Raw genomic sequence first — 23,963 nt, forward strand, 5'->3', positions numbered from 1 at the left:
AAAAATTAACATATGTTTATTTTTTGAATACATTTATTGGATAAACCCTAAAATCCAACTCTATGAATTCAAAAGTTTTTTTGGTGGTCCGCATACTTTTAGGACTCCTAATCCTAGTATTTGGGCTCAACAAGTTCTTAAATTTTATACCTGCTGGCGGTGAAATGCCCGAACCTGTCATGAACTATTTCGGTGCAATCTCTTCCACACACACCATAAGCTTGGTGGGCATTGTTGAGGTATTGGCGGGACTTGCCTTGATACTCAACAAGTATGGTGCCCTCATGTCGTTGATCTTGATGAGCGTATCTGTAAATGCCGTTATGTTCCACGCTACATTGGCTCCTGAGGGCATTGGTCCTGCCTTGGGTCTTTTGATATTGAACATTGTTGTATTGGTCGGATACAAAGACCGGTACAAAGATTTGTTGCGCGCATAACTCCAAAAGAAAAGCCTTCAGACCTGAAGGCTTTTTTTATAAACTCATCCGGTCTTTAAAAATATAAGATTGCCGACGGGACACTTCCACCTCTTCCCCGTTCCTTAGGGTAAGTTTTAACTTGCCATTGAACCAAGGCACCACGTTTTCGATGTAGTTGGTGTTGACGATCTGTTGCCGGTTGGCCCTAAAAAAAGTATCCTCTGGAAGTTTTTCCTCCACTTGGTTGAGCGATTTGTACAGCAACGGTTTCTTATCGTCAAAAAACACCCTGGTGTAATTGCCGACAATCTCGAACAACGAAATGTCCCCGATCTTTACCAACCAGCAAGACTCGCCATCCTTGATGAATATCTGGCTGCCCTCCGTCAGTTTTTTTGTCTTGTCACTGTCTCGTTTCGAGGTTTCCATCTTGGCCCTTACTTTTTCCAGTGCCATGGCAAAGCGCTTTTCGTTCACGGGTTTGAGCAGATAGTCGAGGGCATTGTATTCAAACGATTTGATGGCATACTCATCAAAGGCCGTGGTAAAAATGGTCATGGGCACCTCATCCAACATCTCAAGAAGCTCAAAACCATCTTTCTCCGGCATATTGATGTCCAGGAACAAGAGGTCTGGATTTTCGGACTGTATCAACCCATACCCTTCATCCACGTTCTCCGCTTCCCCAACCAGCGTTATGTCATCATATTTTTTCAAGAGCTCTTTGAGCTCATTGCGTGCCAATCTGGAATCTTCTACTATGACTGCCCGGATATTCATGTGAGTGGAATGGTTATTTGGGCCACGACCTCATTGGCCACTTCCTCCAATTTAAACGATGCACGGTCGGCATACAACAATTTCAGTCGTTGTTTTATGTTTTTCAGTCCCAATTGCGTGGAATCCTTGGATATGTTCAGTTGTCCCGTGTTCCTTACCTCTATGAGCAAATGATCTTCTTTTCGGACAATTTTCAAAAGGATCCTGCCCCCGTTTTTCAGATTGGCGATTCCGTGCTTGGCAGCGTTCTCCACCAGCAATTGGATCACCATGGGTGGGATCCTGAGGTCGAGGGTGTCGGCATCCACTTCTTTTACAAATTCCAACCTGTCCTCAAACTGTATCTTGGAGAGGTCGATGTAATTGTCCACCACTTCCAGTTCTTCCCTCACCGCAATATCGTTGATGTTGTTCTTGGTCAATGAGTACCGCAAGATCTCCGAAAGCTTTGTGAGCATTTCCCTAGATTTTTCCACATCTTCCAACATCAAACCACGGATATTGTTCAAACTGTTGAACATAAAGTGGGGGTTGATCTGCCCCTTCAAAGTGTTCAGTTGCGCCTGTTTCAAATTCGTGTTGAGTTCCAAGCGTTCTATCCTGTCCTGATTGAGCTTGAGCAATAAAGTAATGACCAAATAGGTGACTACCCATGCACCGACCAAGAAGAGTGAGTTCATCACTTGGATCCAGAAATTGTCATAGCTCTTGAACATGTAGATCTCATTCTCGGTGAGTGGCGGTCCAAATTTGGCATATAGGAATCCAAAAAAAATGTTGAGCAGCCCAAATACCAAGGCCGTCAATGCCAATGAAACAAGAATCCGCACCACATCCTTTGCGCCAAAAGCATCAAAATGCACATTCCGTTTGAGATACCCTCTCAATATGGAAGTGGGGAGAATCCCAATGAAAGTTCCGACTACCACCGAATAAATGGTCAATTCCACACTGATACCCTTCGGCACGAAGGCCGCTATGGAATTGATGAAACCCCAACCCAAAAACTGCAGGATCCAAAAAATCTGGTTTCTTCTTTTTTTGCTTAATTCCATATCACTTGGCTATGCTGCCAAATATAATCCATTGTTTTCTTGAAAATTGACCAATGTCCCTAGGATTCCTGTGCCCTTTTTCTTTTGAAAAGCCCACAACATGATTTGCTGGAAGGCAAAAAGACGATCCAGACCATGGTCATGCCAGTATAGAAGAATGGAAAATAATCCCCATACTCCCAACCATTGAACCTGCCATATATACCAGTGATTCCTCCTAGAATTCCCATGGCCATGACCACTTTTTGGGATGTGTTGAATTTTTTCATTGGATTGAATTTTTAACTGTTGATCTAAAGAAGAATGCTAACCAAAAGGGTGATGATCAATTTTGCCAGTGCTATCATGATGGTTTGCTTTTTATGTTACGCAAGGCTAAAGTAGTGGATGGGGACCTTGTACCAAATGGGTTTATGACCAATGGTCATATGGATCACCTGAACGGTAATGACACTCAGACATCCTTCAAAAAAGCTGTGGAAAAACTGTGCTAATTTTTCGGGGGGAATTTGGAAAACACCTTTTTCACCAATACTTCGAGCCTGTGCTCCCTTTCACTGGGCGATGCATTTTCCCGATACCCGCTTTCCGCAGTGGCCTGCCAGAACAGGGCATCCCTTTGGGCATCCACAAAATCGAACTGAATGCTACGCTGGACGCTTGGGCTTCCCAAGGGCAGTCCCACGGATATGCCCCCACCCACATTTCTTCCGCCCCCACCAAGACCTACGCCCACGGAATTGTTCGGGGCCGCTTGGAACTCGTTGCTCATTATATTGACAAAGATTTCGGGTTCCTCGGCCAAGCGATATCCCCGCGATTGAAGGGTGGAATCCAAAATGCGGACGAGCCGCTTTTCATCCAACTGGCTCAACCCAGAATTCATTTCAGGGAAATAATTATAGGTGGTGTAACTGGAGAAATCGACTTCCTTGTCGTAGTCATAATTCACTCGAACTGAAGAACAGGACGCCAACAACAAGCTGAAAACCACGATCAAAGTATTGCGCATAACGGTCGTTTCTGGATTCCTTAAAAATAATCAATATATTGATTATGAGTGCAGAAGTGAAAGCTTTATTCGTTCAAAAACACCCAAAGCTTATCCTTGAGTTCCTGTATGCCCAAACCACTTACCGATGAGATGAAGAGATAGGGAACATCCTTGAAATCTTCCTTCATGTCCTCCTTCATTTCTTCGATGAGTTCAGCGTCCAGCATATCACATTTGGAAATGGCCACCAATCGGTTTTTGTCCAACAGCTCTGGATTGTACCTTCGCAATTCGTCCAAAAGAATGGCATATTCCTGACTGATGTCCTTGCTATCCGCAGGGATCAGGAAAAGCAGGGTGGCATTCCGCTCGATATGGCGCAAGAAATAGTGCCCCAGCCCCTTGCCTTCGGCTGCCCCTTCAATGATTCCGGGGATGTCCGCCATCACAAAGCTCCTAAAGTCCCTGTACTCCACAATACCCAAATTGGGCTTGAGGGTGGTGAACTCATAATCGGCGATCTTAGGTTTTGCCGAAGTCATCACCGAAAGCAGTGTCGATTTTCCTGCATTGGGAAAACCGACCAGGCCAACATCGGCCAGTACTTTGAGTTCCAAGGTAATCTTGGCCTCTTGCCCGGGAATGCCCGGTTGCGCATAGCGCGGTGTCTGGTTGGTGGGACTCTTGAAATGCCAGTTGCCACGGCCTCCCATCCCCCCTTCCAGGACAATTTTTTCCTCTTGGTCCTCGGTAATCTCGAAAAGCACCTCGTTGGTCTCCGTATCCCTGACCACAGTGCCCAACGGCACTTCCAGATACACGTCGGACCCATCGGCCCCGGTGCTCCGGTTTTTACTGCCGTGCTCCCCGTGTTCGGCCTTAAAATGCTTTTTGAACTTGAAATGGACCAAGGTCCATAGGTTTTTGTTACCCTTTATGATGACATGTCCGCCTCGGCCCCCATCACCTCCATCGGGACCTCCCTTGGCCACATACTTTTCGCGGTGCAAATGCGCAGAGCCCTTGCCCCCGTTTCCGGAGGAGACAAACACTTTCACATAATCCACAAAATTCCCCTCGGTCATCTTCTTGGTATTTTTATAGCAGCCTTAAAACTGCTTCTCCTTTATTACAAGGTATCGATTATCTTGCTCAGTCGCTCTGTAATGTCGTCGATGTTGCCTATCCCGTTCACGGAATGGAATTTCCCCTGTTTTTCGTAGTAGGCCTTTAACGGGGCCGTTTTCTCGTTGTATTCGTCAAAGCGGTTACGGATTTTGTCCTCATCCTGATCATCGGAACGACCACTGCTCTTGCCGCGTTCCAGTAATCGTGCCACCAATACGTCATCATCGGCCTCGAGGGCAATGGTAGCGTTCACCTTCATGTTCTTGGACTCCAAAAAGTTGTCCAGTGCCTCGGCTTGGGCGGCCGTGCGTGGAAAACCATCAAAAATGAATCCTGCTGCGTCCGGGCTTTTCTCCACCTCGTCCTTCAGCATGTCTATCGTTACCTCGTCCGGTACCAAATCGCCCTTATCGATAAAGGATTTGGCCAATTTGCCCAGATCGGTGCCATTTTTAATGTTGTAGCGAAACACATCCCCTGTGGAGATATGTTTCAGGTTATACTTTTCCTTCAAGAACCCTGCTTGGGTCCCTTTTCCAGCTCCTGGCTTTCCAAAAAGCACTAGGTTGATCATATCTGATTCATTTAATTGGTAAACTTCCCTAAGATTTCTGCCCAACTCATTGTAATCCAATCCATACCCCACGATAAAATTGTCGGGGATCTCCAGACCCACATAGTCGATGGCATACTCACCATTATATATTTCGGCCTTGTAAAAAAGGGCCGCTATCTTAAATTCCTTCACATTGGTATGGGAAAACAGGTGCACCAACTGTTTCAGGGTACGGCCCGTATCCACCACATCCTCCAAAATAATCACGCTCTTGCCCTCCATATCTTCCGGCGCGTCCAGTAAGGTTTCCACAATTCCCGTGGAAGTCAACCCATGGTAGGAACTCAGCCGCACAAAGGAAACCTCACAGGGATTCTGGTAGGCCTTCAAAAAATCGGACACGAACATAAAGGCCCCGTTCAGCACACCCACAAAGAGAGGCGTCTCATCCTTGTAATCCTTGGCAATTTCATCGGCCATCTTTTTTATGGCGGCAAGAATCTCCTCTTCCTTCAAATAGGGTTTAAAAAACTTGTCGTGAAGCTTGATCAATGTTCTGCAATTATTAAGTCAGGTTGGCAAAGATAGTATTTTTGGGGTGGTATGTCCACCTATCTTTTATCCCTTCAAGGAATTCATGTATTTTTGCTTTCATTCCAATTCGCTGATCAATGCAATTTTTTTCATCCGATTTTAAACTGGGCATCTTGGGAGGAGGACAGTTGGGCAAAATGATGCTCTACGAGACCCGCAAATGGGACATTCGCACAAAGGTGATGGATGCCTCGCCCGAAGCCCCCTGCAAAATAGCCTGCAACGAATTTGTACTGGGCGATCTGATGGATTTTGACGCCGTTTACCACTTTGGGAAGGACGTGGACGTGCTCACCATCGAGATCGAGAACGTAAATGTGGACGCCCTTGAAAAACTGGAACATGAAGGCATCAAGGTGTACCCGCCTACCAAAACCCTTCGGACCATACAGAACAAGGCCACACAGAAGCTTTTTTATACGGACCATGGCATCCCTACGGCACCGTTTACCCGTTTTGCCTATACTTCGGAAATCGAGGACAGCATATATAACGGAGGCCTTCAACTGCCCTTTGTATGGAAAAGTGCCCAGTTTGGCTACGATGGCCAGGGCGTGAAGGTGGTCAGGAAGATGGAAGACCTGCAAGGCCTGCCCAATGTGGAGTGCATTGCGGAACAAATGATCGGTTTCAAAAACGAATTGGCCGTTATCGTGGCAAGGAGCCCCAAAGGTGAGGTGAAGACCTACCCTGTGGTGGAGATGGAATTCCACCCCGAGGCCAACCAGGTGGAATATGTGATCTGTCCCGCCCGAATCGATGCGGCCGTTGCCCAAAAGGCGCAGGAAATTGCACTGAAGGTTTCGGAACAGATGAAACACATTGGCCTACTTGCCGTGGAAATGTTCCAGACCCAGGACGATGAGATCTTGGTGAACGAAGTGGCGCCAAGACCGCACAACAGCGGACACTACAGCATTGAAGCAAGCTATACCAACCAGTTTGAACAACACATCCGTGCCATTTTGGGGCTTCCCTTGGGAAAAACCGACAGCAAGGTGGCCGGTATCATGGTCAACCTGGTAGGAGCCGAAGGACATACGGGCGATGTGGTCTATGAAAATATGGCCGACATTTTGGAAATGGAGGGCGTGACCCCGCACATTTATGGAAAAAGAGAGACAAGACCCTTCCGGAAAATGGGACACGTCACCATTGTGGACGAGGATATGACCAGGGCCCGAAAAGTGGCCCAAGAAGTAAAGGAAACCATCAAGGTAGTCACAGTAAAATAAAAAGTGTCAAGTCCAAGCATCAGGTTCAGGTTTGGCAATTGGGATTTAAAGATTGAAATTTTATGAAAAAAGTAGCCGTGATCATGGGAAGCACCAGCGACCTTCCCGTTATGCAAGACGCCATCGATATATTGAAAGAATTTGGGATTACCGTTGACGTGGACATTGTTTCCGCGCACCGTACCCCCGAAAAATTGTTCGATTTTGGCAAAAACGCCCACACGAACGGATATTCGGTGATCATTGCCGGGGCCGGAGGGGCCGCCCACTTGCCCGGAATGGTAGCTTCATTGTCCCCATTGCCCGTGATAGGCGTGCCCGTAAAGAGCAGCAACTCCATAGATGGCTGGGATTCCGTCCTCTCCATTCTCCAGATGCCCGGCGGGGTGCCTGTTGCCACCGTAGCGTTGAACGGCGCCAAGAATGCAGGCATCTTGGCCGCACAGATCATTGGCAGTTCCGATGCGGAGATCCTGAACAAGATCCAATCCTACAAGGAAGGACTGAAGGAAAAAGTCATCAAAGGAGCGGAAGAGGTGCAGAAAAGAGGCTAATACATACCTTGATTGATTATGGGCTATAACCAAATAGGAATATTGCTCGGGATTTGCGCTATTGCCTTTTTGGGCTTCACTATGAAGAAAATACGCAATCCATATATAAAAGGTATTTGGAAAAGCGCCCTATTAGTGTTTACCCTCTATGTGGCCCTCTTGATTTTCATTGAAATACGTTGGCAGTTTATTTCCGAATATGCCAGCACATATGATTTGAACGGAAACGGTTTTGTAGATCTTGACGAATATTCAGATAAAGCCATAGAGGCCATGAACAGGAAGACCTATGGTGCAAACATCAGAATATATGCCCCATTGACCATGGCCGTATTTTCTTCCATGATCGGATTCGCCTACTTGATCAGTGATTGGGCAGTAACAAATTTGAAAAATAAAGAACAGAAAAAATTAGGATGAACAACCCACTATTGGAGCCTTTTGACCAAGCTCCCTTTTCCAAAATAAAGAACGAACACTTCAAACCGGCTTTTCTTCAGGCCATTGATGCTGCCAAAAAGGAGATTGACGACATCGTGGAAAACCCGGATACCCCCACTTTTCAAAATACCTTGGAGGCCTTGGATTTTGCAGGGCAGCAGTTGGACCGTATTTCCAGTGTGTTTTTCAATCTGAATTCCGCGGAGACCAATGAGGAGATCCAAAAGATAGCCCAAGAAGTGTCTCCCCTATTGTCCGACTTCAGCAATGACATCACCTTGAACCAAGGCCTTTTTGAACGCATCAAGGCGGTCTATGAGCAGAGAGATGTTTTGGAACTCACTCCTGAGCAGCAAACCCTTTTGGAAAAGAAATACAAAAGCTTTAGCAGGAACGGGGCCAACTTGAACGATTCGGATAAAAAGCGATTACGGGAAATCGACGCCGATCTTTCCAGACTGAAATTGAAGTTCGGGGAAAATGTTTTGGCCGAGACCAACAAGTACGAAATGCACCTTACCGATGAGAAAGACCTCAAAGGTCTGCCTGAAGGTGAAAAAGAAGCCGCTGCACAGTTGGCCGAATCCAAAGGAAAAGATGGCTGGCTGATCACGTTGGATTACCCCAGCTATATCCCCTTCATGAAATATGCAGAGAATAGGGAGTTGCGCAAGGAACTTTCCATAGCGTTTGGCAGTAAGGGCTTTCATGGTGATGAGCTGGACAACCAGGAAAATATCCTAAACATAGTTTCATTGCGCCACGAACGTGCCAACCTTCTGGGCTATGCCACCCATGCCCATTTCGTTCTGGAGGAGCGTATGGCAGAGACCCCTGAAAAAGTAATGGATTTTCTTAACGAGCTGCTCGAAAAGGCAAAACCGGCCGCAGAAAGGGAGTTTGGGGAACTGGAGGCATTTGCCAAGGAACTGGACCAAATCGACCGATTGGAAAAATGGGACAGCTCCTTCTATTCCGAAAAGTTGAAGCAAAAGTTGTTCAATTTGGATGATGAGAAGCTGAAACCTTATTTCAAACTGGAAAATGTGATCAACGGCGTCTTTAAAGTGGCCGAAAAACTCTTCGGACTTAGGTTCAACGAGGTACAGACCGTAGAAAAATACCACCCGGATGTGAAGACGTTTGAAGTGTATGACGACAAAAACAACTTCATTTCACTCTTCTACGCCGATTTCCATCCCAGACCCGGAAAGCGTGGTGGAGCTTGGATGACCTCGTTCAAATCCCAGTACACGTTGAACGGAAAAAACAACAGGCCGCACATTTCCAACGTCTGCAATTTCACCAAACCGACCAAATCCAAACCCTCGCTGCTCACTTTCAATGAGGTGACCACACTTTTCCACGAATTCGGACACGGGCTACACGGCATGTTGGCCAACACCACCTACCCTAGCCTTTCGGGCACTTCGGTCTATTGGGATTTTGTGGAACTGCCCAGTCAGATCATGGAAAATTGGTGTTACGAGAAAGAGGCCCTGGAACTTTTTGCCTTTCATTATGAGACCGGGGAGTTGATCCCCATGGAATTGGTGGAAAAAATAAAGGAATCCGCTACCTTTCAGGAAGGAATGGCCACGGTGCGCCAATTGAGCTTTGGCTTTTTGGACATGGCATGGCACGGCAACAATCCATCAAACATCAAAGATGTTAAGGCATACGAGGCCAAGGCGTTTGAAAGTACGGACTTGTTCCCCGATACCCCTCAAACCTGTATGAGCACATCGTTTTCCCATATTTTCCAAGGAGGTTATTCCTCGGGATACTACAGTTACAAATGGGCCGAGGTGCTGGATGCGGATGCTTTTGCCCATTTCAAGGAGAATGGTATTTTCAGCAAAACGGTCGCCGATAAGTTCAAGGAAAATGTGCTCTCCAAAGGAGGTACGGAGAACCCGATGGAACTCTACAAACGTTTCAGGGGAGCGGAACCCAACATTGATGCACTCTTGGTAAGGGCCGGACTCATCAAAAAAGCCAGCTAAATGCAGTAGATGCGCAACGGTCCGGTGGTTTTGGGGGAAAATTGGGACACATCTTATCCCCGACCATCCTTTGCAGCATAAAAACCACTATTTTTGCTACTTCGAAACTATGGGCAAGCACGAACTCCATCCGCAGAATTGGGTAGATCTCTATGCAGATTACCTTTTCAACTACGCCGTAGCCAGGGTCAGCGATGCAGAAATTGCCAAGGATTTGGTGCAGGAAACCTTTTTTGCCGGACTCAATTCTTCCAAAAATTACAAGGGTGATGCCGCCGAGCGCACTTGGTTGGTCTCCATATTGAAACGAAAGGTCATAGACCACTACCGCAAGAGCAATTCAAAAAAAGGAAAGGCAGAAGTACGCATCAATTATAATGCGGATTCCGAATCCGAAGGGGATTGGTTGGAAGAGCAAGTGGCCGACCCGTTTACCAGGGATGGTGACAATATATTGGAGAACGAGGAGCTGGGACTCGCCTTGCAGGAATGTTTGGACAAATTGCCCAAAAAGCAGGCACAGGTCTTCAAGATGAAGACCATCCAAGGAATGGAAACTGAAGATATTTGTAATGAGTTGGACATTAATCCGTCCAATTTGTGGGTAATGATCCATAGGGCAAGGACCTCGCTTATGGGTTGTTTGAACGAAAATTGGTTTTAGCTATGAAGATTTCATGCGAAGAGGCATCACACATCTGTAACAAATCCCAATACAAGGAGGCAAGCTTTTGGGACATTGTAAAGCTTCGGTTCCATCTGTGGTATTGCAAGACCTGTAAAACGTATTCCAAAAAGAACTCCAAGTTGACCTCCCTTTGTGATCGTGCGGGGCTTTCCATGCTATCTGACCATGACAAGGAATGCATGAAACGTGACCTCGAAAAAAGACTTTAAAAATACCGCTCCACCCACCAGAACATCACAAACCAGAAAACTGGGATAGCCTCCACCCAAAACGATACAAAGTATCCGGATTTCATTTTTTCATTGGCGATAAGCACAAAGATCATGACTATCATGAGGGCCAATCTCAGTACGACCTCAACTTGATGGACCCCATCCTTCAAAAAAGTGAGGAGAAAAAAAACGACGGCCAGAACAATCCCCAGATTTCGGGTCTGTTTTGTCCCCAGCACCTGAGGCAATGTCTTAAGATCTTTGTCGTCCCATTGCATATCCCTGATCTCAAAAGGGATGATGAGCACCAGCACCAACAACACCCGTTGCAGGAAAAGCACACAAAAGTCCCAACTGATGGGCATTTGCGCATCCAAAACAGGCAAAAGCACCGTGAAACCGGCCCACACAAAGGCCACAATATAGATTTTGAGACCGCCCAGACTCCTGAGGTTTTTCGCGCTGGGCAAAAAAGGAACGGCATACAATGTGGACAATAGGCCCAAAATCACCGTGGCCCACCAAATCTTGGTATCCAGTTGCAGCAAAAAATACAGTGCAAAGCCAAACGACACAAAACTGAAGACTTGGATAATCTTGTGATAGGCATTGGAAACGATCAAATATTTGTAGGCCTCCACCCCATATTTGATGAAATTGTAACAGACGATCACACCAAAAAAAATGAACCCCAGCAGGTCGATATCCGAAGAAATGCCCAACAAATGAAAGGTGACACCCGCCAACGACAATACGGCCAAGGCCACATGGATACTGGCATCCAGATAAAAATCAAAAATGGTCTTCAAGGTCTTCATCTTCACGGGTTTTCCCTTCGTTTCCAAACAGTTGATCAGTGGTTAACAACTTTGCCCCACTCACCTTCAAAATTGCCTATTTTCATTGAATTTATCCCTAATTTTGTGCACTTTATTGGATTGAACATGAATACAGAAGTGTTTGCCGCCAGACATATCGGCATATCAGAAAAAGACCTTCCCCAAATGCTTAAAACAATCGGGGTGGACAGTGTGGAACAGCTCATCTACGAGACCATTCCCGATGATATCAAACTCAAAAAACAACTGGACCTTCCCGAAGGGGTCAGTGAGCACGAGTTCCTGAACCATTTGCAGGAGCTGGCCCAAAAGAACAAGGTCTTCAAGACCTATATTGGCCTGGGCTACCATGAATCGCTCACTCCTTCCCCCATCAAAAGAAACATTTTGGAAAATGCGGGATGGTACACTGCCTATACGCCTTATCAGGCTGAGATTGCCCAAGGAAGGTTGGAGGCCCTGCTCAATTTCCAGACCATGGTGAGCGACCTCACGGGCATGGAAATCGCAAATGCATCCCTTTTGGATGAAAGTACTGCTGCAGCCGAGGCCATGACCATGCTGTTCGAACTGCGCAGTAGGCAACAAAAAAAGGATAACGCTGCCAAATTCTTTGTTTCGGAGGAAGTACTCCCGCAAACAGTGAGCCTTCTCGAGACCCGTGCCATACCTTTAGGTATCGAATTGGTGATCGGCAACCATGAAAGCTTTGATTTTTCTTCCGAATACTATGGTGTCCTCTTGCAATATCCCGGAAAGCATGGGCAAGTACATGATTATGGGTCCTTTATGGAAAAAGCAAAGGCCAACGACATCAAAGTGGCCGTAGCCGCCGATATCCTAAGCCTTGTCCTATTGAAAGCTCCCGGTGAATGGGGTGTGGACGTAGTGGTGGGCACTACCCAGCGATTTGGAATTCCATTGGGCTACGGAGGTCCCCACGCGGCCTTTTTTGCCACGAAGGAAGAATACAAAAGAAGTATTCCCGGTAGGATCATTGGCGTGACCAAGGATACGGATGGCAACCGTGCCCTACGTATGGCGCTACAGACCAGGGAACAGCACATCAAAAGGGACAAGGCCACATCCAACATCTGTACCGCACAGGTTTTGTTGGCCGTCATGGCCGGCATGTATGCCGTGTACCATGGCCCTGAAGGATTGAAATATATCGCCAATAAAGTACACAAGCACGCAAGAGTATTGGCCAGCACGTTGGAATCCCATGGATTCCAGCAGACCAATACCGCTTATTTTGACACACTATCGGTCAAGGTAAAACAAATCGGAAAACTAAAAGAGATTACCGAAGGAAAAGGGATCAACCTAAATTATATTGACCCTGAAACCGTCTCCATTTCGTTGAACGAAGCCGTTTCCGATCAAGATGTGCAAGTATTGGTTTCCTGCTTCTTGGAAGCCCATAACATCCAAAGAAAAGAAGCCAATGGTGCCAAAGAAGAGGTCATTCCAACTGCCTTGCAACGAAAGACCCCATTTTTGGAGCATGAGGTGTTCAATTCCTACCATTCCGAGACCGAGTTGATGCGCTACATCAAACGATTGGAACGCAAGGACCTTGCCCTCAACCATTCCATGATCTCCTTGGGCAGCTGCACCATGAAGTTGAACGCAGCTTCCGAAATGCTTCCCTTGAGCTGGCCACATTGGGGAAACATCCACCCTTTTGTTCCTTTGGAACAGGCCCAGGGCTATCAAGAAGTATTGAAATCGTTGGAAGACCAGTTAAATGTCATTACCGGGTTCTCGGCCACTTCCCTTCAGCCCAACTCAGGAGCACAAGGCGAATATGCCGGTCTGATGGTCATTCGTGCCTATCATGAATCCAAGGGCGAAGGACACCGCAACATCTGTTTGATCCCAGCTTCCGCACATGGAACCAACCCAGCATCCGCTGTTATGGCAGGTATGAAAGTGGTGGTGACCAAAACGGATGAAAAAGGGAACATCGATGTGGCCGACCTCGAAGAAAAAGTACAGTTGCATGCTGAAAACCTTTCCGCTTTGATGGTGACCTATCCATCCACGCATGGTGTTTTTGAATCGTCCATCAAACAGATTACCCAATTGATCCACGACAACGGGGGACAAGTCTATATGGACGGTGCCAACATGAATGCACAGGTCGGGTTGACCAACCCTGCCACCATTGGTGCGGACGTCTGCCACCTCAACCTGCACAAGACTTTTGCCATCCCTCATGGCGGTGGTGGTCCAGGGGTAGGACCTATTTGTGTGGCCGAACAATTGAAACCGTTCCTACCCTCCAATCCTGTGATCAAAACGGGAGGTAAAGAAGCCATCACGGCCATTTCCGCGGCCCCTTGGGGAAGTGCATTGGTCTGTTTGATCTCTTACGGCTACATCAAGATGTTGGGTGCCGAAGGACTTACGAATGCCACAAAAGCGGCCATACTGAACGCCAACTATATCAAAGACCGCCTCAAAGGCAAATTTGATGTGCTCTACGCCGGTGAAAGAGGAAGGGCAGCCCACGAAATGATCATCGATTGCCGACCTTTCAAGGCCAATGGAGTTGAGGTAACGGACATTGCCAAACGTTTGATAGACTATGGCTTCCATGCCCCGACCGTATCTTTCCCTGTAGCTGGAACGTTGATGATAGAACCCACCGAAAGTGAAAGCCTTGCTGAACTTGACCGTTTCTGTAATGCGATGATTTCCATTCGGGAGGAAATTGATGAGGCGAATATGGACGAACCAAACAATGTACTCAAAAATGCTCCACACACGTTAGGGATGATCACCAACGATGTCTGGGAACACCCGTATAGCCGTCAGAAAGCCGCGTTTCCGCTTCCCTATGTGGCCGAAAACAAGTTTTGGCCCAGCATCCGAAGAACGGATGAAGCGTTTGGGGATCGTAATTTGATATGCACCTGTGCACCTATTGAAGCTTACGCTGAAGTATAGCAAATCCTTATAAACCCACATAAAAAGCCTTGGCACAAATTACTGGTCAAGGCTTTTTTCTTTCTGTGAGATATTGGAAGGTTTGTTGAGCATTGTACAATTTATTATGCATGCATAACAATGAATTTTGAATAACTTACCTTTAAGTACCAAACAACCTCGATATGAAAATTGGCATTACTGGCTCAGGCAGCTACATTCCGACCGTTGTCACCAAAAACGACGATTTTTTACAGCACCACTTTATGGAAACCGATGGCACCACTTTTGGTCAGGATAACACCGTGATCATTGAAAAGTTTAAGTCCATCACGGGAATAGCGGAGCGACGTTACGCCAAACCTGAACTCAAGACTTCCGATATGGGCTACTTGGCCGCGGAAAAGGCCATCTCTCATGCCCGAATTGACAAGGAAGAACTGGATTACATCATCTTCGCCCATAATTTTGGTGACCTTGCTTATGGGAAAATTCAAGGGGACACCTTGCCCAGTTTAGCCACACGAGTGAAGCACCTGTTACGGATAAAAAATCCAAACTGTGTGGCCTATGATCTTATTTTTGGTTGCCCAGGTTGGATCGAGGGTGTTGTTCAGGCAAGTGCTTTCATCAAAAGTGGAATGGCCAAAAAATGTTTGGTGATCGGCGGGGAGACCTTGTCCCGTGTCATAGACCCGCACGATCGTGATAGCATGATCTTTTCCGATGGGGCCGGGGCGACCATTTTGGAAGCCAATCCCTCCTCCGGGGAAATCCTTTCCCATGCCACCCAAACTTTTGCCGAGGAAGAAGCCTACTATCTCTATTTTGACAAGACCAATAGCGCCGAGGGCTGCAAGGACACCCGATATATTAAAATGCAAGGGCGAAAAATCTACGAATTTGCCTGCATCCATGTGCCCAAGGCCATGGCAAGCTGTTTGGACAAAAGTGGTGTGGGCATCGATGCGGTGAAAAAGATATTCATTCACCAGGCCAATGAAAAAATGGACGAGGCCATCATCAAACGGTTTTACAAGATCTACGGAAAGGATGTTCCCGAAAACATCATGCCCATGAGCATCCACGAACTGGGCAACAGCTCCGTGGCCACTGTCCCTACGTTATACGACCTAGTGTTGAAAGGCGAATTGCCCCAGCATGAACTCCAAAAAGGTGATGTAGTCATCTTTGCGAGCGTTGGCGCAGGAATGAATGTCAATGCAGTTGTTTATCGACAGTAAACGGCAAGTTCAAGGATCAAGTTCAAAAGGGTCGTGTAATTTGTCTCCAACAAAGATGCAGGACTCAAAAAACAAGAATCCAATAACTCAATAACCAAATAACTCAATAACTTAATTGGGATTTGTGGTTTGTTTTTTGGAATTTTAGCGAATGTACGAGAACAACTTTCCCAACAAACGCTACAAGCACACCTTGGCGTTTTTGCAAAAGCATATTGGCACCTCAGAATCCATTTTGGACCTAGGGGTCGAAAATCCCTTTTCAGAAATCATGAAGGCCAACGGATACCAAGTGGAAAACACCAAAGGTGAGGATCTGGATGTGGATTTTGAAGCCATTTCCCGATCCGATGCCAGTGTGGTGACCGCCTTTGAAATCTTTGAACACATGGTGGCACCTTACAATGTGCTGAAAGAGATCAAGGCCAATAAATTGGTGGCCAGCATCCCCATGCGACTTTGGTTCTCCCCTGCCTATCGGAGCAAGACCGATCTTTGGGACAGGCATTACCACGAATTTGAGGACTGGCAATTCGATTGGTTGTTGGAAAAGGCCGGGTGGACCATAAAGGATTCGGCAAAATGGACCAATCCCGCTAAAAAGATTGGAATCCGACCACTACTGCGGTATTTCACCAATCGATACTATATTGTGTACGCGGAAAGATAATTTAATCGACAAGCTCAGGTTCAAGTTTCAAGTTCAATGGCAAAAAGGTTTGTGGAAATTCGTGGAGTTCCTGCCTTCGGCAGACAGGCATATCATTTGAAGACATTGGATACATGAAACAAGAACCAAATAACTAAATAACCTAATAACTTCATTGGGATTTATGGTTTGTTTTTTGGAATTTTAACGCATGTGGATCAGCATTGTCATTCCAGCGCACAACGAAGCAATTTATTTAAGGGATTGTCTGGATTCCTTTGTGGGACAGACCCATTTGCCGGATGAGTTGATCGTGGTGGACGACAACTCTTCAGATGCCACTTTTGCAATCGCCCAAGACTTTGCCCTGAAACACCCATGGATCAAAGTGTTCCAACGAACCTCCGCAGATGAGCATATCCCCGGCAAGAAAGTGGTGGACACCTTCCACTTTGGCCTGCAGCACACTGCTGAATTTGACCTTATCGGAAAGTTCGATGCGGACATCATCCTACCTCCCCATTATTTTGAAAGCATGGTAAACTTGTTTCAGGCCAATTGGAAACTGGGCATGTGTTCCGGTTTGCTCTTTGTCCAAAAAGGAAGAGATTGGGTGTATGAGAACATTGCGGACAAGACCCATATCCGGGGGCCTATCAAACTGTATCACAAAGCCTGTTTCAATAAGATTGGAGGATTGCGGCCCGGCGTGGGCTGGGACACTGTGGACACCCTCTTGGCCAAGTACCACGGTTTTGAGACACAGACCGTTCCTGACCTGAAGGTCAAACACCTCCGCCCTACCGGGCATGGATACAGCTCCAAGAACTATCAGGCCAAGGGGATAGCACTCTACAAAATGCGCTACGGTATTGTTCTGACCAAAGTGGCAGCACTCAAAATGGCATGGCAGGCCAAAAGTCCTGGACTTTATTTTCAAACCGTATTGGGATTCCTAAAAGCATACTTCCAACAAAAGGATTTTTATGTTTCCAAGGAAGAGGGAAAGTTTATCCGAGGGTACCGCTGGAAGGGGATTTGGTCCAAAATATGAGGTTTTACACGTATTTACAGCCCTTATCGTATTGATTGTCCTACAAATTTCACAGCAAAAATCAATCCGTCAATTGAAAAGGGACATCCATCAATTCAACACCTATCCAATACTCAAGTTTTCTATCTTTATTGTGATGTAGCATAACCCGTATCCATGGCAACCGTACCTGATATGATCATCAGGAAAGGGCCGCAAAACGGTTATGCAAATGAAAACATATCCCTTTTCCCCTTCGACACTGTTTTATACCCTTGTCCTTGGCTTGTTGTCCACTTGGGCCACGGCGCAACAGCCTGGTCAAAGTTATTTCCCTAATGGCAACAATTATGTGGAATACATCCACGGGAACCATCCCATTATCATTTCCGTTCCACATGATGGGGACCTAAACCCGATCGAGATACCCGATCGGAATTGTATGGGGTGCATCTATGGAAATGACACCCATACTCAAGAGATGGGAAGGGCCATTGCCCAATCATACTTCAATAAAACAGGATTCTATCCGTATGTGGTCATCAATCGATTGGCACGAAAAAAATTTGACGCGAACCGTAATAAAACAGAGGACAACAATGATAATAATGAAACAGTTCAAGAAGCCTTTGACAATTACCATGCATACATCGAATCTGCCAAGAGCAAGATTATTCAAGAGTTTGGAAGGGGACTTTTCTTGGATTTACACGGACATTCACATGATATTGAAAGGGTCGAGCTCGGATACACCCTAACCGGAGCGGAACTCCGCCTTTCCGATGCATCTTTAAATACCAATACCTATATCAACAGAAGCAGCATCCGAACCTTGATCAATGACAATAGTGACGGATTGACACATGTACAGCTGTTGAAAGGGGCAAAAAGCTTTGGAACCTTACTGCATGACAAAGGATATCCGACAGTGCCAAGTACTCTCGATCCATTCCCCAATGTAAACGAGGACTATTACAATGGCGGCTACAATGTTTGGACACATGGATCGCGATTAAATGCCGGTGAAATTGATGGTATCCAGATTGAAGTCAACCAAGATGTTCGCTTTGACCAAGCGGATAGAGCACTCTTTGCGGAATCCTTGGCACAATCCATCATCCAATATTTGAGTTTGCATTATGGGATTGGCGTTATAGATTTTGACCAAGATGGATTTACTTCCGATCAAGAATGTGACGACAATGACCCAAATATCAACCCAAATGCCGCCGAGATTCCATACAACGGAATTGACGACGACTGTGATCCCGCCACTTTGGACGATGACCTTGACCAGGATGGCTTTGCCAATGCGGATGATTGTGATGATGACAATCCCAACATCAACCCTAATGTAGCTGAGATACCATACAACGGTGTCGATGACGACTGCAATCCTGCCACTCTGGATGATGACCTTGACCAGGATGGCTTTGCCAATGCTGACGATTGTGACGATAACGACCCGAACATCAACCCTAATGCAGCGGAGATTCCCTATAATGGCATTGATGACGATTGTGATCCTTCCACTCTGGACGATGACCTGGACCAGGATGGCTTTGCCAATGTGGATGACTGTGATGACAACGACCCAAACATCAATCCCAGTGCCATGGAAATCCCGTACAATGGCATCGACGACGACTGTGATCCCGCCACCTTGGATGATGACCTCGACGAGGATGGTTTTGCCAATGTGGATGATTGTGACGACAACGACCCGAACATCAACCCTAATGTAGCTGAAATACCATACAACGGCATTGACGACGATTGTAATCCTGCCACCCTGGATGATGACCTTGACCAGGACGGTTTTGCCGATGCGGACGATTGTGATGACAGTAACGCCAACATCAACCCAAATGCAGCTGAAATCCCGTACAACGGCATAGATGACGACTGCAATCCCGCCACCTTGGATGATGACCTTGACCAGGACGGCTTTGCCGATGCGGACGATTGCGAAGACAACGACCCGAACATCAATCCAAGTGTCATGGAAATCCCGTACAACGGCATTGACGAAGACTGCAATCCTGCCACTCTGGATGATGACCTTGACCAGGACGGCTTTGCCGATGCGGACGATTGTGATGACAGCAATGCCAATATCAATCCAACTGTTCTAGAAATTCCATACAACGGTATCGATGACGACTGTAATCCCGCGACCCTGGATGACGACCTTGACCAAGATGGTTTTGCCAATGCGGACGATTGTGATGACAGCAACGCCAACATCAACCCAAATGCAGCGGAGGTTCCATACAATGGCATTGACGACGACTGTGATCCCGCGACCTTGGATGATGACCTTGACCAGGACGGATTTGCCGATGCGGACGATTGTGATGACAACAACCCAAACATCAATCCAAGTGCCGTGGAAATCCCGTACAACGGCATCGACGATGACTGTGATCCCGCGACCTTGGATAATGACCTCGACCAGGACGGATTTGCCGATGCGGACGATTGTGATGACAACGACCCAAACATCAATCCAAGTGTCATGGAAATCCCGTACAACGGCATCGATGACGACTGCAATCCCGCCACCCTGGATGATGACCTTGACCAGGACGGATTTTCCGATGCGGACGATTGTGATGACAATGACCCCAACATCAATCCAAATACCGCCGAGATTCCATACAACGGCATTGACGACGACTGTAATCCTGCGACCCTGGACGATGACCTTGACCAGGACGGTTTTGCCAATGCGGACGATTGTGATGACAACGACCCAAACATCAATCCAAGTGTCATGGAAATCCCGTACAACGGCATCGATGACGACTGCAATCCCGCCACCCTGGATGATGACCTTGACCAGGACGGTTTTGCCAATGCGGACGATTGTGACGACAGTGACCCTAGCATCAATCCCTTAGCAACTGAAATACCAGACAATGAAGTAGATGAAAACTGCGACGGGATATTGGAAACAACTCCCACACCTATCACAGAGCCAGAAATTAAAAGTGGGGTAATCATTTATCCCAACCCGGCAAGAGATCAAGTCTTTATCAAAAGAGATCATACTTCCGATTTCTTGGTCAAAATTTTCGATGCCAATGGTAGATTGGTGCTAAGGGGAGAAAACCAAACCACTCTCCATATTGACCACCTTTCCAGTGGGACTTACCTATTGATCTACACAGACCCCGCTTCCAGAGAGGTCATCAGAAAAAAGATCATCGTGTTGAGGTAAAATGCCTTTACTCCAACACCTCCCCAATGGGCCTGCCCGTGGTCCCGCTCGGGAACGCAATGCCCAATAAGGCCGAAATGGTTGGGGCAATGTCGGGAATCTCGGTACGGTTCACGGTACTTCCCTGCTTTATGCCCTTTCCGTAGAGCAATAGAGGCACATGCGTATCATAGACCTGTGGGGAGCCGTGCGTGGAACCCGTTCTGCCACTTGAATAAATGAATCCCAGATTGGGCACGATGAGCACATCTCCCGACCGTTTTTGGTTGTAGCCGTTTTGCAGAATATAGGGAATGCCCTTCGTATAATTGTTCGCCCACATTTGATGGGCCGTATAGACCTGACCAATGCCTTCATAACTCAAAAGTTCCTTTGCAATATCTTCTTGCGCCTCTTTTAGGTCGATGTCCAAATTGGCCAAAATCTTATGGTCCAGAAAAAGTTGATGGTTGGAGAGGTCTTTTACCACATCTGTAGTCCCATATTTATATTTTAGGAACTCCGCAAACTTGGACTGTAGCCCTTTCATGTCCAAATAGCCCGCTGGTATTTTTGAATCCTTCAAATAAGCCGGCACATCGATGGCAGCATGGTCGGCCGTAAGAAAAATCGTGTATTCGCCCTCTCCCACTTTTTCATCCAAAGCAGCAAAGAGACGGGCCAAATCTTGGTCCAATCGTATGTATGTATCTTCGATTTCCTTGGAATTAACTCCAAAGAAGTGGCCCACATAGTCGGTACTGGAAAAACTGACCGCCAAAAAATCGGTAATGGTATCAACTCCCAAATCCTCACCGTCCAAGGCTGCCAAAGCAAAATCAGCGGTCATACTGTTACCATAGGGAGTGCTTCGTAGCAGCCCAAATTGCCCATTGGCCTCCCACAAAGTGGGAAGGTCATGCGGAAAAGACGAAGTGGTCTCTCCTTTGAACATTCCTTCATAGGTATTGGCATCGGTACCACTCTCCACATAGGTTTCTATCGGTTTCAGCGTAGTCCAAGGCTTTTTATAAACCTCTACGGCATCGGAGTTGTTAAAATCAACCACCCATTGTGGCAGTGCATCCATGTAATAGGAACTGGTGATCCAGTTTCCTGCTGCCCCACCTTCAAACCAATAGGCAGCATTTGCCGCGTGACCTGCAGGAAGTACGGCACCCCTGTCCTTCAAAGCCACTCCAATCACCTTGCCCCTCTTTTGGGTATGCATCCGCAACTCGTCGGTAACAGTTGTCGTGAGCATTCGATGGGGCGACATTTTCCCAGCATCGGAAGTGGTCCCTACTGAAGTATAACTATCATCCCCGGCACAGTACACATCTGCGCCCAATTCCTTATCGTACCAATCGTTGCCAATGATCCCATGTGTGGCCGGTGTTGTTCCGGTATAGACCGATGCATGGCCCGGACCGGTGCTTGTCGGTGCATAATTATAATGGTGGTTTTTACAATTGAATCCTTGGTTCACCAACCTTTTGAAGCCACCTTCGCCATATTGGGCCCAGAAACGGGTGAGATAGTCGTAACGCATTTGGTCCACCACTATCCCCACCACCAGTTTGGGCGAATGGGCTATAGGTTCGGGCTGTACTTCGACTTCTTCGTTCTTTTTTTTGCGTTGACCATAGGATAAACTGGTCATGAACACTACTAAAAGCAATAAAACAAGGTTGGTCCTTTTCATGGTGTGGATTTAATCAAACAAGGGCAAAGCTATTCAATTATCATCTTTAAAAAGTTTAAATCAAGGTTAAATGCCCAACAATATTCTTATTTTTATCACCTCAAGTCCATATCGAACACATGAAACACCTAGAAGCGATCGGAAAATACTTCATCATGGTTTGGGAAGTATTTAAAAAGCCGACCAAGTGGCCCATCATGAAATCCTTGATCCTAAAGGAAATCGATGAGCTGATCTATGGGTCCATGGGCATCATCATCTTTATTTCGTTTTTCATCGGTGGGGTGGTCACTATCCAGACGGCCCTCAACCTGAACAGCCCTTTATTGCCCAAAAGCCTTATCGGATTTGCCACCCGACAGTCCGTGATCTTGGAATTTGCCCCTACCTTCACCTCCATCATCATGGCAGGGAAAGTGGGGTCCTATATCACATCGAGCATTGGTACCATGCGGGTGACCGAACAGATAGACGCCCTTGAAGTGATGGGTGTGAATTCCCTCAATTATTTGGTGTTCCCCAAGATCATCGCCACCATGATGTATCCTTTTGCCGTGGCCATTTCCATGTTCGTAGGGATATTGGGCGGATGGATAGCCGCTGTTTTTGGGGGATATGCCCCAAGCGGGGAGTTCATCAAAGGGCTCCAGTTGGATTTTGATTCGTTCCACGTTACATATGCCTTCATCAAATCGGTGGTATTTGCCTTTATTATTGCCACAGTACCCTCCTACCATGGTTTTTATATGAGGGGGGGAGCGCTGGAAGTGGGCAAGGCGAGCACCACGTCCTTTGTTTGGACCAGTGTGGTCATCATCATTACAAACTATATCCTAACCCAATTACTGCTAGGCTGATGATAGAAGTGGAAGACATACACAAATCGTTCGGGGACAACCATGTCCTGAAAGGCATATCCACCGTTTTTGAAAAAGGGAAGACCAATCTTATCATTGGACAGAGTGGATCGGGAAAAACCGTTTTTCTCAAATGTCTCTTGGGCCTTTTTGAACCTGATGAGGGGCAAATTTGCTACAACGGCCAATACTATTCAGAGCTTTCTACCAACGAACGTCGCGATTTGCGACAAGAAATGGGTATGGTGTTCCAAGGGAGCGCCCTGTTCGATTCCATGACAGTGGAAGGCAATGTGATGTTCCCTTTGGATATGTTCACCAGACAGTCCAAATCGGAAATGCAGGACCGGGTGGATTTTGTACTGAAACGCGTCAACTTGGTCGATGCCCATAAGAGATATCCATCGGAAATCTCTGGAGGGATGCAAAAGAGGGTGGCCATTGCGAGGGCCATCGTCATGAACCCAAAATACCTGTTCTGCGACGAACCCAATTCAGGCCTTGACCCGAAGACCGCTATCTTGATCGACAACCTGATCCATGAGATCACCCAAGAATATGACATCACCACCATCATCAACACGCACGATATGAACTCCGTGATGGAAATCGGGGAAAAAATCATCTTCCTTAAAAATGGGTACAAGGAATGGGAAGGCACCAATAAGGAAATCTTCAAGACGGACAATGAAGCGGTGACCAATTTTGTGTACTCGTCCGAGCTTTTCAAAAAAGTCCGGCAGATGTATATTGAGGAACGGAACTGATTTGTTTGGTTATTGAGTTATTGGAATTTAGTGCTTGCAATTTGTTATCCCCTCCTGACCTCCCCAAA

The 23,963-nt window shown here is 46.7% G+C and carries 22 protein-coding genes; 14 read left to right on the forward strand and 8 right to left on the reverse strand.

Features of this window, described 5'->3' with window-relative positions; genetic code table 11:
- Positions 1-62 precede the first annotated feature (62 nt).
- Entirely contained in the window at positions 63-440 is a 378-nt protein-coding gene (locus tag SD450_RS02365) for a DoxX family membrane protein (protein WP_318343030.1), read from the forward strand.
- A 36-nt stretch (positions 441-476) separates the two neighbouring features.
- Here SD450_RS02365 and SD450_RS02370 read toward each other — a convergent pair whose 3' ends face one another.
- The 6 genes from SD450_RS02370 to SD450_RS02395 form a co-directional block, all read right to left on the reverse strand.
- Positions 477-1,202: a LytR/AlgR family response regulator transcription factor gene (locus SD450_RS02370; RefSeq protein WP_318343031.1), complete on the reverse strand. Its 726-nt coding sequence runs from the start codon at positions 1,200-1,202 to the stop codon at positions 477-479.
- Positions 1,199-2,257 carry a sensor histidine kinase gene (locus tag SD450_RS02375; RefSeq protein WP_318343032.1) on the reverse strand — a complete coding sequence of 353 codons (1,059 nt, stop codon included), beginning with the start codon at positions 2,255-2,257 and terminating at the stop codon, positions 1,199-1,201. Before SD450_RS02375 ends, SD450_RS02370 begins: the two co-directional genes overlap by 4 nt.
- A gap of 59 nt (positions 2,258-2,316) precedes the next feature.
- Entirely contained in the window at positions 2,317-2,526 is a 210-nt protein-coding gene (locus SD450_RS02380; protein WP_318343033.1) for a hypothetical protein, read from the reverse strand.
- A 221-nt stretch (positions 2,527-2,747) separates the two neighbouring features.
- A complete protein-coding gene (locus tag SD450_RS02385; RefSeq protein ID WP_318343034.1) occupies positions 2,748-3,269 on the reverse strand; it encodes a DUF4136 domain-containing protein in 522 nt (173 codons plus the stop codon).
- Between the two features lie 65 nt (positions 3,270-3,334).
- Positions 3,335-4,336 (reverse strand): GTPase ObgE, encoded by a 1,002-nt coding sequence (gene obgE / locus SD450_RS02390; protein WP_318343035.1) that lies wholly within the window; start codon positions 4,334-4,336, stop codon positions 3,335-3,337.
- 44 nt (positions 4,337-4,380) lie between these two features.
- Complete coding sequence (locus tag SD450_RS02395) at positions 4,381-5,487, reverse strand: adenylate kinase (RefSeq protein ID WP_318343036.1); 1,107 nt, start codon at positions 5,485-5,487, stop codon at positions 4,381-4,383.
- A 119-nt stretch (positions 5,488-5,606) separates the two neighbouring features.
- On the opposite strand from SD450_RS02395, the gene SD450_RS02400 reads away from it, so the two are divergent.
- From SD450_RS02400 to SD450_RS02425, 6 genes are all read left to right on the forward strand, one after another.
- Positions 5,607-6,764 carry a 5-(carboxyamino)imidazole ribonucleotide synthase gene (locus tag SD450_RS02400; protein WP_318343037.1) on the forward strand — a complete coding sequence of 386 codons (1,158 nt, stop codon included), beginning with the start codon at positions 5,607-5,609 and terminating at the stop codon, positions 6,762-6,764.
- A 62-nt stretch (positions 6,765-6,826) separates the two neighbouring features.
- Positions 6,827-7,318 (forward strand): 5-(carboxyamino)imidazole ribonucleotide mutase, encoded by a 492-nt coding sequence (gene purE / locus SD450_RS02405; protein ID WP_072881179.1) that lies wholly within the window; start codon positions 6,827-6,829, stop codon positions 7,316-7,318.
- A gap of 18 nt (positions 7,319-7,336) precedes the next feature.
- Positions 7,337-7,738 (forward strand): hypothetical protein, encoded by a 402-nt coding sequence (locus SD450_RS02410; protein ID WP_318343038.1) that lies wholly within the window; start codon positions 7,337-7,339, stop codon positions 7,736-7,738.
- Entirely contained in the window at positions 7,735-9,765 is a 2,031-nt protein-coding gene (locus SD450_RS02415; protein ID WP_318343039.1) for a M3 family metallopeptidase, read from the forward strand. Before SD450_RS02410 ends, SD450_RS02415 begins: the two co-directional genes overlap by 4 nt.
- A 109-nt stretch (positions 9,766-9,874) precedes the next feature.
- On the forward strand, positions 9,875-10,429 hold the full coding sequence (locus tag SD450_RS02420; RefSeq protein WP_318343040.1) for a sigma-70 family RNA polymerase sigma factor: 555 nt from the start codon (positions 9,875-9,877) through the stop codon (positions 10,427-10,429).
- Positions 10,430-10,431: 2 nt separating this feature from the next.
- A complete protein-coding gene (locus SD450_RS02425; protein WP_318343041.1) occupies positions 10,432-10,662 on the forward strand; it encodes a hypothetical protein in 231 nt (76 codons plus the stop codon).
- Here SD450_RS02425 and SD450_RS02430 read toward each other — a convergent pair.
- A complete protein-coding gene (locus SD450_RS02430; RefSeq protein ID WP_318343042.1) occupies positions 10,659-11,483 on the reverse strand; it encodes a UbiA prenyltransferase family protein in 825 nt (274 codons plus the stop codon). The two genes, SD450_RS02425 and SD450_RS02430, sit on opposite strands and share 4 nt — an antisense overlap.
- Before the next feature lie 126 nt (positions 11,484-11,609).
- Here SD450_RS02430 and gcvP point away from each other — a divergent pair, with 126 nt between their 5' ends.
- The 5 genes from gcvP (at position 11,610) to SD450_RS02455 (ending at position 20,587) form a co-directional block, all read left to right on the forward strand.
- Positions 11,610-14,459 carry an aminomethyl-transferring glycine dehydrogenase gene (gene gcvP / locus SD450_RS02435; protein WP_318343043.1) on the forward strand — a complete coding sequence of 950 codons (2,850 nt, stop codon included), beginning with the start codon at positions 11,610-11,612 and terminating at the stop codon, positions 14,457-14,459.
- Positions 14,460-14,623: 164 nt separating this feature from the next.
- Entirely contained in the window at positions 14,624-15,682 is a 1,059-nt protein-coding gene (locus SD450_RS02440; protein ID WP_318343044.1) for a 3-oxoacyl-ACP synthase III family protein, read from the forward strand.
- 151 nt (positions 15,683-15,833) lie between these two features.
- Complete coding sequence (locus SD450_RS02445; RefSeq protein ID WP_318343045.1) at positions 15,834-16,352, forward strand: methyltransferase domain-containing protein; 519 nt, start codon at positions 15,834-15,836, stop codon at positions 16,350-16,352.
- A gap of 190 nt (positions 16,353-16,542) precedes the next feature.
- Complete coding sequence (locus tag SD450_RS02450; RefSeq protein WP_318343046.1) at positions 16,543-17,385, forward strand: glycosyltransferase family 2 protein; 843 nt, start codon at positions 16,543-16,545, stop codon at positions 17,383-17,385.
- A 211-nt stretch (positions 17,386-17,596) separates the two neighbouring features.
- A complete protein-coding gene (locus SD450_RS02455) occupies positions 17,597-20,587 on the forward strand; it encodes a MopE-related protein (protein WP_318343047.1) in 2,991 nt (996 codons plus the stop codon).
- Positions 20,588-20,594: 7 nt separating this feature from the next.
- On the opposite strand, the gene pafA is transcribed toward SD450_RS02455, so the two are convergent.
- Positions 20,595-22,271 (reverse strand): alkaline phosphatase PafA, encoded by a 1,677-nt coding sequence (gene pafA / locus SD450_RS02460; protein ID WP_318343048.1) that lies wholly within the window; start codon positions 22,269-22,271, stop codon positions 20,595-20,597.
- Between the two features lie 119 nt (positions 22,272-22,390).
- Between pafA and SD450_RS02465 the strand changes: the two genes are divergently transcribed.
- A complete protein-coding gene (locus SD450_RS02465) occupies positions 22,391-23,128 on the forward strand; it encodes an MlaE family ABC transporter permease (RefSeq protein WP_318343049.1) in 738 nt (245 codons plus the stop codon).
- Complete coding sequence (locus SD450_RS02470; protein WP_318343050.1) at positions 23,128-23,895, forward strand: ABC transporter ATP-binding protein; 768 nt, start codon at positions 23,128-23,130, stop codon at positions 23,893-23,895. The genes SD450_RS02465 and SD450_RS02470 overlap by 1 nt, the downstream gene beginning before the upstream one ends.
- Positions 23,896-23,963: the final 68 nt, after the last annotated feature.

The organism is Flagellimonas baculiformis (assembly GCF_033441575.1).
Taxonomy (GTDB): Bacteria; Bacteroidota; Bacteroidia; order Flavobacteriales; family Flavobacteriaceae; genus Flagellimonas; species Flagellimonas baculiformis.

Coding starts and splice junctions, on each gene's coding strand:
- SD450_RS02470 (WP_318343050.1), top strand. CDS start 23,128: ATGATAGAAGTGGAAGACATACACAAATCGTTCGGGGACAACCATGTC.
- SD450_RS02380 (WP_318343033.1), bottom strand. CDS start 2,526: ATGAAAAAATTCAACACATCCCAAAAAGTGGTCATGGCCATGGGAATT.
- SD450_RS02425 (WP_318343041.1), top strand. CDS start 10,432: ATGAAGATTTCATGCGAAGAGGCATCACACATCTGTAACAAATCCCAA.
- SD450_RS02400 (WP_318343037.1), top strand. CDS start 5,607: ATGCAATTTTTTTCATCCGATTTTAAACTGGGCATCTTGGGAGGAGGA.
- SD450_RS02375 (WP_318343032.1), bottom strand. CDS start 2,257: ATGGAATTAAGCAAAAAAAGAAGAAACCAGATTTTTTGGATCCTGCAG.
- pafA (WP_318343048.1), bottom strand. CDS start 22,271: ATGAAAAGGACCAACCTTGTTTTATTGCTTTTAGTAGTGTTCATGACC.
- SD450_RS02450 (WP_318343046.1), top strand. CDS start 16,543: ATGTGGATCAGCATTGTCATTCCAGCGCACAACGAAGCAATTTATTTA.
- SD450_RS02385 (WP_318343034.1), bottom strand. CDS start 3,269: ATGCGCAATACTTTGATCGTGGTTTTCAGCTTGTTGTTGGCGTCCTGT.
- SD450_RS02420 (WP_318343040.1), top strand. CDS start 9,875: ATGGGCAAGCACGAACTCCATCCGCAGAATTGGGTAGATCTCTATGCA.
- SD450_RS02415 (WP_318343039.1), top strand. CDS start 7,735: ATGAACAACCCACTATTGGAGCCTTTTGACCAAGCTCCCTTTTCCAAA.
- SD450_RS02440 (WP_318343044.1), top strand. CDS start 14,624: ATGAAAATTGGCATTACTGGCTCAGGCAGCTACATTCCGACCGTTGTC.
- SD450_RS02430 (WP_318343042.1), bottom strand. CDS start 11,483: ATGAAGACCTTGAAGACCATTTTTGATTTTTATCTGGATGCCAGTATC.
- SD450_RS02370 (WP_318343031.1), bottom strand. CDS start 1,202: ATGAATATCCGGGCAGTCATAGTAGAAGATTCCAGATTGGCACGCAAT.
- SD450_RS02445 (WP_318343045.1), top strand. CDS start 15,834: ATGTACGAGAACAACTTTCCCAACAAACGCTACAAGCACACCTTGGCG.
- SD450_RS02365 (WP_318343030.1), top strand. CDS start 63: ATGAATTCAAAAGTTTTTTTGGTGGTCCGCATACTTTTAGGACTCCTA.
- obgE (WP_318343035.1), bottom strand. CDS start 4,336: ATGACCGAGGGGAATTTTGTGGATTATGTGAAAGTGTTTGTCTCCTCC.
- SD450_RS02455 (WP_318343047.1), top strand. CDS start 17,597: ATGAAAACATATCCCTTTTCCCCTTCGACACTGTTTTATACCCTTGTC.
- purE (WP_072881179.1), top strand. CDS start 6,827: ATGAAAAAAGTAGCCGTGATCATGGGAAGCACCAGCGACCTTCCCGTT.
- SD450_RS02465 (WP_318343049.1), top strand. CDS start 22,391: ATGAAACACCTAGAAGCGATCGGAAAATACTTCATCATGGTTTGGGAA.
- SD450_RS02410 (WP_318343038.1), top strand. CDS start 7,337: ATGGGCTATAACCAAATAGGAATATTGCTCGGGATTTGCGCTATTGCC.
- gcvP (WP_318343043.1), top strand. CDS start 11,610: ATGAATACAGAAGTGTTTGCCGCCAGACATATCGGCATATCAGAAAAA.